The sequence below is a fragment of the Marinobacter sp. DS40M6 genome (genome assembly GCF_028581595.1).
Lineage (GTDB): Bacteria > Pseudomonadota > Gammaproteobacteria > Pseudomonadales > Oleiphilaceae > Marinobacter > Marinobacter salarius.
The window spans coordinates 364,231-371,916 of the sequence record NZ_JAFCAE010000005.1 but is presented as its reverse complement, the minus strand read 5'-3'; the positions used below and the strand labels follow the sequence as shown (position 1 = coordinate 371,916).

The 7,686-nt window shown below is 54.3% G+C and carries 8 protein-coding genes; all 8 read left to right on the top strand.

What is annotated here, in order from left to right; all coding sequences use genetic code 11:
- Nucleotides 1–604: bacteriophage T4 gp5 trimerisation domain-containing protein (locus JJO78_RS15475; RefSeq protein WP_443094030.1), on the top strand; the 604-nt coding region annotated here is incomplete at its 5' end.
- On the top strand, nt 604–1,470 hold the full coding sequence (locus JJO78_RS15470; RefSeq protein WP_075195609.1) for a DUF4123 domain-containing protein: 867 nt from the start codon (nt 604–606) through the stop codon (nt 1,468–1,470). The genes JJO78_RS15475 and JJO78_RS15470, both read left to right, overlap by 1 nt.
- A complete protein-coding gene (locus tag JJO78_RS15465; RefSeq protein WP_091644158.1) occupies nt 1,463–4,327 on the top strand; it encodes a toxin VasX in 2,865 nt (954 codons plus the stop codon). Before JJO78_RS15470 ends, JJO78_RS15465 begins: the two co-directional genes overlap by 8 nt.
- Nucleotides 4,302–5,177, top strand: a complete 876-nt coding sequence (locus JJO78_RS15460; protein WP_085678578.1) for a hypothetical protein — start codon at nt 4,302–4,304, stop codon at nt 5,175–5,177. Before JJO78_RS15465 ends, JJO78_RS15460 begins: the two co-directional genes overlap by 26 nt.
- 117 nt (nt 5,178–5,294) lie before the next feature.
- A complete protein-coding gene (locus JJO78_RS15455; protein ID WP_075195612.1) occupies nt 5,295–5,741 on the top strand; it encodes a DUF4124 domain-containing protein in 447 nt (148 codons plus the stop codon).
- Nucleotides 5,729–6,577 carry a DNA ligase gene (locus JJO78_RS15450; protein ID WP_075195613.1) on the top strand — a complete coding sequence of 283 codons (849 nt, stop codon included), beginning with the start codon at nt 5,729–5,731 and terminating at the stop codon, nt 6,575–6,577. The genes JJO78_RS15455 and JJO78_RS15450 overlap by 13 nt, the downstream gene beginning before the upstream one ends.
- A gap of 204 nt (nt 6,578–6,781) precedes the next feature.
- Nucleotides 6,782–7,105: a DUF883 family protein gene (locus JJO78_RS15445; RefSeq protein WP_036211199.1), complete on the top strand. Its 324-nt coding sequence runs from the start codon at nt 6,782–6,784 to the stop codon at nt 7,103–7,105.
- 2 nt (nt 7,106–7,107) lie between these two features.
- Nucleotides 7,108–7,617 (top strand): hypothetical protein, encoded by a 510-nt coding sequence (locus JJO78_RS15440; protein WP_041335468.1) that lies wholly within the window; start codon nt 7,108–7,110, stop codon nt 7,615–7,617.
- The last annotated feature ends 69 nt before the right edge of the window (nt 7,618–7,686 follow it).

The window sequence follows — 7,686 nt, the reverse complement described above, 5'->3', positions numbered from 1 at the left end:
GGACAAGGAACAGATCTACGTCCACGCCCAGAAAGACCTGGACCTGCTGACGGAAAACAACCGCACCGAAGTCATCAAAAATGACAGCCACCTGACCGTGGACCGCCATCGCAAGGCCCACATCAAGGGCAATGACCACGCCACCGTGGACGGTGAGAAACGGGAACAAACCGGCAAGGACCACAGCTTCAACGTCACCGGCACCCTGCACCTGAAAGCCGGCACCGCCTGGCTCAGCGACTCCGGTACCGAACTGCACATCAAGGCCGGCCAGAAAGCCGTCATCGAAGCGGGTGCCGAAATCACCCTCAAGGCCGGCGGCAGTTTCGTAAAGATCGATCCCAGCGGTGTCGCCATGGGCGGCGCCGCCATCAAGCTGAATGCCGGTGGATCGCCGGGTAAGGGCAGTGGGCAGAAGGTTCAGGTGCCGGAAATGCCGGGGTTGGTGGAGAAGAATGGTGGGGCTGTTGCGGCTGAAGAACTGCTGGAGACACCCCAAAGACCGATGGCCAAGCCCGACCAGATACGCGCCATCAAAAATGCCGCGAACCAGGGTAAGGGTATCTGCCAGGTTTGCTCGCCAGAATCGCAAGGGGCGGTCTGATGGGTAAGCTGGCTGAATTTCCCGATAAGGGCAGAACGTTCATTCTTGTCGACGGTGCAAAAGTGAATGATTTGTCCCAGATTATTTATCGTGAACTAGAAACACCTCATTGCGATGCGCTCTACAGGGAAACTGAGCTTGCTGACCTTTTGGAAATTTCACCATGGCTGGTTGAAACGGGAATAGACAGCTCTCTGGCACTTAGATGTTTCGAAGAGTGGAAGTCTCAGGGTGTAGCGATCGCAATGCAGTCTGACTGCAATTTTGAAGGGGTCATGGACCATTTGCGTGGATTGCTTATGGCCAGGTTGGTGACGGGGGATGACGTTGTGTTCCGATTCTATGATCCTGAAATCGCGCGGCATCTGTTGAAGCTGGATTCATCAGGTGAAGATGTGAGGCGATTGATGGGGCCTTGTAGCCTGTTCGCCATTCAGGATCGTCGCACGGGTGAGTGGGAGTTCTTTCACAATGACCAACCCAATAGTGAGCAACAGGCTGAGATGTTCAGCATTCGTGAGGAACACCAGGTTGCGATGGAGAGAGCAGCGGAAGAGACGGCCCTCAGGAAGCTCGAGCTTCACGTTGCAAACTACTTTCCCCATTTGCTTCAGAAAACGAATGCAGATGGGCAGGATTGGGGGGCAGTCTCTGCGCTAGTCGACGGAGCAAAAGCGCGGGGATTGTACAGTACCCGCGGTATCGCCCTGTATATCAACACAATCGGCTGGCTTGGGCACCATGCATTCGAAGGCAGTGAAGTACAGACTCTGTGGAAAGAGAATTCCGCAGTACCAGGCAAAGCCATAGCGCGAATTGCAGAATTCGCCGAGAAAAAGTCTACGGAGGGACTGGTCCATGGGTAGTGCTAACAGCTCAGCGTTTTTACAGGGTGCTGATGACATCGACTCAGCGGCACAAATGTGCCCTCTCAAGCTCAAAACCGTTGCATTGTATCCGGTGCGCTGGGCGATCAGTCAGGAAGAGGTTACTTTGCCCCCCAACTTCTGCCCACCTTCCGTGGCGCTTGGAACCACTCATTACTGTGTTCGAAAACTGACACCCGGTTGGGTCTACATGTTCTCCGAAGTTTTCGGAACGCTACATGAGTACCGGGTCAATGAGCAGGGCCTGATAACCGAAGTACAGCCCGGTGTGAACTCTGTACTGCTTCCAGATGTCGATGCTGAAAGTGCTTTGCCCGCTATACATCACCCGGCTGGAGGAAAGGTGCTCCTGAAATTCGTGCAGCATCGATGGACTGTGCGTTTGCAGGAACTTGTACGAACAGATGCACAGGTCCGCGACGAGCATATGCAGCCGTTTGACTTGAGCGGGCTTCCGGAAAAGCGTGAAGGTGCAAATATCAGTGAAACCGAAGCCATAAACGGAGTGGTTGAAGATTTTCGGCCAGAACCAATGGATTTCGAGTGGAGCCTGACGGATTTCGCGCAAGGAATCAGCGAGTCGGATTTGCAGGGGCAGTGCAAGAAAGAAACCGAGTTCTCATACTGCGTTGCCCTTGAAGATGAAATCGGTATCGCCTCCGAGCTGGGCCAATTGCACGCCCTTCATGTAAATCTGATTATGAATTACGCGGAGGAGAACGCCTACCCCTACACCACCTCCCAGATGGTGGATGCGCTCATCGCCCGTGAGGCCAGCAAAAAGGAAACGCCTGAAGACCAACAGGAAGTCACCGAGGAACTGAAAGAACGAATTCGTTCAGGGGAAAAAGACGCATTCGTTGAAAGCTACCACAAACAGCTTGAAGAGTATGACCAGGCCCGGGCATCGGTATTCGACGACTGGAAGCGGTGGATTGACTCCGTCCAGTTGGCTAGGAAACTGGAGTTCAACGACTGTTACTGCGCGGAAGGGTTCGAGGCGGTTGAGCAGGAACTGGCGGATATACTGGATGGCTATGTCGGTGCAGAAAAGGGCAAGGAAGACGCCGAGCGGTGGTTGGAAGCAGACGAAGGCGAAGCCGGCACTGTCGGTAACATGCTCAGTACCGTGCTGTTCCTGGCATCTGCCACCAACGGTATTGCCCAGAAACTGAAAGACCTTCCCGGTTTTGATTATGGTCGCCTGAAGATCGTCGACAGTATCTTCGACATGCCGGCGCATGTGCGAGTGAGCACTGCCACTGATGTTCTGATGCTGGAATTTGCCGCCCCCGCCGCAAAGATGGGAACCTGGGCGAAAGACCCTCAGACTTGGCCGCAGTGGAAAAAATGGACCAAGGCCGTCCAGAAACGCTATGGCATAGATGTTCATCGACAGGGAATCACCCTGAATACCGCGACGGACCTGCTCACGGCGGTCCACCGCAAATCACTGGAAGCTGCTGGCCATAACCTGTCTGAACTGACAATGACGCCACTGGCCGCCGGCATGGCGGATGCCAGGATCAGGAATTACCTGCGTGGCACCATGATCGACGTGTTCCACCTGACCCCGGATTTCAAGGACAATCCCTTTGGCTGGCTTCATACCCGGCTGGACCCGGTGGTTGAAAGCATTAAACAGAACCGGGGTAAGTTTATCGGCGCCGTAACCTTCTTTCACGCGATTAACGTAGTAAGCCTGTTTTCCGGACTGGACAAAACCCAGCAGGACGTGATTTTGGGCGACCGATCCGTCATTGATCGGTGGGGGTATTTTTTATCTGGCCTTTGGAGCATCGGCGAAGGCGTGGTCAACCTCAGCGGGTTGTTGGTCAGAGAAGAGTTCGTCAGGGCTCAGAGGGCGAACCTGTCAGTAGCTGGGGCCAGGGTATCGGTGGCTCTTAGCGGTGCAAAAGCTGTTCGAATATTGTCTAAAGGTACAAAGGTCATCGCGAGAGCGACTGTTAAGTACCTTCCCTATGTGGGTGTTTTACTCACAATAGGTTTGGAAGGGCAGAGGGGCTACAGGGCTTTGAACACGGGCCATTCCACGATGGCGGCCCTGTCCGGGGTTCAGATCGGACTGAGCATCGGTATAACTTATTTGGCTTCTCTGGCAGTGGCGGGTGCGGTTACCGGGGCAGGTGTGGCCGTTGTGCTCGTAGTGGGAGGGGTTCTGATTGCGGTGTCTTTTGTTATCAGCGTGGTACAGCTATACATCGCCCGGTCCCGGATCGAGGATTTTCTGTCACTGTCCTTCTGGGGCAATGCTCCTACGTTGCGTTACTGGGATGAACAGTCCAGGCCGTCGAGCGCGGAACTGCTAGAGGAAAGCCGAGCGGTTATTTCTCAGGATGAAGGCGTCGATGTCAGGCGTTATTTTGAAGCGGAACTGGATGCGTTTTATTACATGCTGTTTTCTCCCATTGTTAGGGTGACCGAGCATATCGGTCGACATTGGGATATAAACCGGGGTGAGCATCAGGTCATGTCGGAAATGACCTCCTTTGTGGTGTATTTTCCTGGTTATAGTGCGGGGACCTGCACGTATTCCATCAAGCTGTTCGAGGTGAACACGAACTGGTTCGGAGACAGTGAACCGAGGGAAATTACCCGCCTGTTTGACAGCATGAAGCGGCTAGGCGGCCCTCCGGAGGGTTTGCTGTATCGGTTTGACCACTACAACCACAACAAATGTGACCAGCTTGAAATGCTGATTGAGTATGAGAAGGACGGCCGCAAAGTCACGGGTGAAAACGGGCTCCGTATTATCCTGAATGGAAACGATGTAGAGGAACTGGGTGTCGATGAAAGACTCGCCTTTGAAGTGTGATTTTCCGGAAACGGACCTGGAACAAGAGCTGGAAAAAAAGCTATACCGCACTCATGGTGGTCGGCTTGCCAGCCCACCGGCCCGGAAAGTGGTGGGGGTGTCCGATTCCTCGGAGGACATGGAGTATGGTGTCGCCTACTTCAGCGAAAGGTTCATGGACATCCGGTCGGCCTTCTTGATCTTTAGGCGGTTCCAATTGTCTGTCATAAATCTGTTCATGGCAGTCGTGCTGGTGTTGGGCTGGATTGTTAGCCTGTTCTATTCGAAGGCACTGCTGGCGGTATTGGTCGCTTTCGGGCCCGTTTGGGTAGCCATCTACCTATTTGAGATCTTCTTTCCGCTTACATTACCGATCCGGATCGACCGGAAGGAGGGCTTTGTGTACGTAGGGCACCGGGGCACCTTCTACCGGATCCCTTGGGACGAGCTTGAAGTAGCCTTTTCCTACAACTGGCAGTATCTGGGCTCCGGTGTTGTGTGGGAGCGGCAGTACTACGCCCACCTGTTCATGCGTGAAAAGCATTACTTTTGCGGAAAGCCCCCCAAGATGCCTCTGCAGCGCAAAAAGATATCTTCCGGGTTTAAGGAAGAGGATATGTATCGGAAATGGAACTTTATTGTCAGATACTACAACGAAGGGGTCGTTGAAGAGGACGCTGATAATCTTGTTATGGCGAATTACGACTCATATCGCAAGGATATACCCTCTAAGTCAATGGCAGCACGTGTCGTCGACACGTTATTGCTAATAACTTTTATGCCCACAATGTATTGGTGGGCGTTTTCACCCTTCAAGTACAAATGGCCGAAAGAGATTGAAGCAATATTTGGGAAGATTAACTACTACTGATTCTCCGCTATTTGCATTGGCTGATTCTGGCTTATATAGGTTTCAACTACGACGATCAGCTCGACAGCCATCTTTCTTGTAAAGCGTAACTATAGTCCCGTATACGGAGATTAAAAAATGAAGAAAGGACTCCTACTCCTCCTCTGCCTCCTAATTACCCCCATCACCCAGGCCGGTACCTACCGCTGGGTCGATGAAAACGGCCAGACCCACTTCGGGGACCGACCGCCGGTGAATGCAGCCTCTGATGAAGTAGAGCTAAAAGCCCCCGCACCGTCTTCGGATGCCGATGCCCGCGCGCGCAAGGAGCGGATGAATGAATTCCTCGAGCAAACCGAGCAGGAGCGGGCTGAGCGCAATGAAGCGAAAGCCAAGCAGGAGGCGAAAGCGGCAAAGCATGAGGCTCTTTGTGAGTCCTTACGGGCACGGTTGAAGCATCTTAAGAGCGTTTCACGTATGTACCGGCTGAACAAGGAGGGCGAGCGGGTGTTTGTCGACGATGAGGAGAATGAGCGTATCCGCCAGGAGTTTCGTGCGAAGGTACAGAGTGAATGCGGCGCCTGATTCCGTTTTGGTTTGCTTTCGCCCTCTTTACCGCGTTCAACGCCTATGCAGAACCACCGGAACTGGCGCTGGCCGGTGTCTACGACGAAGGCGTTGCCCTCGATGATTATTGGGTAAGCGAGAAACTGGACGGTGTACGGGCCTATTGGGACGGTGAGCGGTTCTGGTCCCGGGGTGGCAACGAGTATCGGGCGCCTGACTGGTTTACTGAGGGCTTTCCCGATGTGCCCATGGACGGCGAACTCTGGATGGGGCGAGGCCGGTTTGCGGAGCTGTCCGGCGCGGTGCGCCGGCTGGAACCGGTCGATCCCAGTTGGCGCCAGATCCGGTTTATGGTGTTTGACCTTCCGGCGCTCGATCAGCCCTTTGCTGAACGTGTTGCGGCTATGGAAGCGTTGGTGCAGCCATCACCGTCGCCATTCCTGGCCATGGTCGTGCAACGTAAGGCCACGGATCATGAGCGTTTGATGTCGGCGCTGGACAAGGTGGTGTCCGAGGGCGGCGAGGGTTTGATGCTGCGTCGCGGCGGCAGCCTTCATTCAACTGGCCGTTCAGATGATCTGTTGAAGGTGAAGCGTTACGATGATGCCGAGGCGGTCGTGGTAGCGCATCTTGCCGGCAGCGGAAAATACGAAGGCATGCTTGGATCAGTTCTAGTAAGGCGGAATGATGGCCGCCAGTTCCACATTGGTACCGGATTCAGTGATGAGCAACGGGAAGATCCGCCGCCGGTTGGGGCTACCATTACCTATAAATATTACGGCTTCACGTCGACAGGCCTTCCCAGATTTGCCAGTTTTCTGCGGATTCGCAATGACGAACCCGAGGCGCCGTGATCCTGGGGCGCTCAATTACGAGGTCTTCATCTACCGCCCCATACCTTGTGCTACAGTGGTTTTAACCGTGGTCGTTCTATATCTTTCCATGGTTGCTGAATGCCAGCTCTGTCAGGGCAACCCTGATGCCGGTAGTCAGTGGACAATGTGAATCGTTACCGAAAGCCGAAATAGCAGTACGACATACTGATAAGGAGGCAACAAATGGAAGCGAAATCCAGTCAGAACGAGTACGAGCAGGTCAGGCAAGATTTGCAGCAACTTCGCGAAGATCTCTCCAAGCTCACCAAAGCCGTTGCTGATGGGCAAAAGAGCAATATCAGCAGCCTTCGTGATGAAATTCGCCGGGAAAGCCGTGAGGCCTTTGATCAGGTCCGGCAACGCGGTGATGAGGCCTTCAACCGTGCCCGGGATGCGAGCAGTAAAGCGGTGCACGATGTTGAGCACAAAATCGAGGAGCGGCCGTTCCTGAGTGTTGTGCTCATGTTCCTCGCAGGCTTGTTGGTTGGCCGGTTGCTGGACCGCTGATCATGCCCGATTCCGCCTGGTTACAGGGCGTCTTGCGCAAGGCAGTCGCGGCCATCATAGGTTTTATGCTGGCCTTTGTGTTGCTGGTCGCCCTGTTGATTACCGGTTTTTACATGCTCGTCAATGCCGCCATGCTGGCTTTATCGCCCGTGATGGGGGAGGCCGGCGCCATGGCGGTGACGGGCATGTCCTGCCTGTTGTTGCTGGCGTTGTTTTTCTATCGAATGACTCGTCCGGCTACGTCCAAGAAAACCGCCAGTGCCGCCGGTGAGGGTGATGACCAGTCTTCCACGTCACCAATCGATGCCATCAGAGACCTTGTCCGCAACAATCCACTGGAAGCGGTGTTTGCGGCATTTACTCTTGGTGTGGTGGAGCAGGGTGATCCTCGCCTGAAGTCACTGCTGTTGCAGGGCGGCATGGTCCTGATGAAGGAAGCTGAGGCCGAGCAGGCCCGAGACAAAGACAAAACGGACTCACGGGAAAGTGGCACGGACGCGCCAGTCACATGATCGTCACCTGAGCGTAACCCCCCGCGCCGACAATAGCCGTGCAGTACCATTCATTGCACAGGGAGCTTG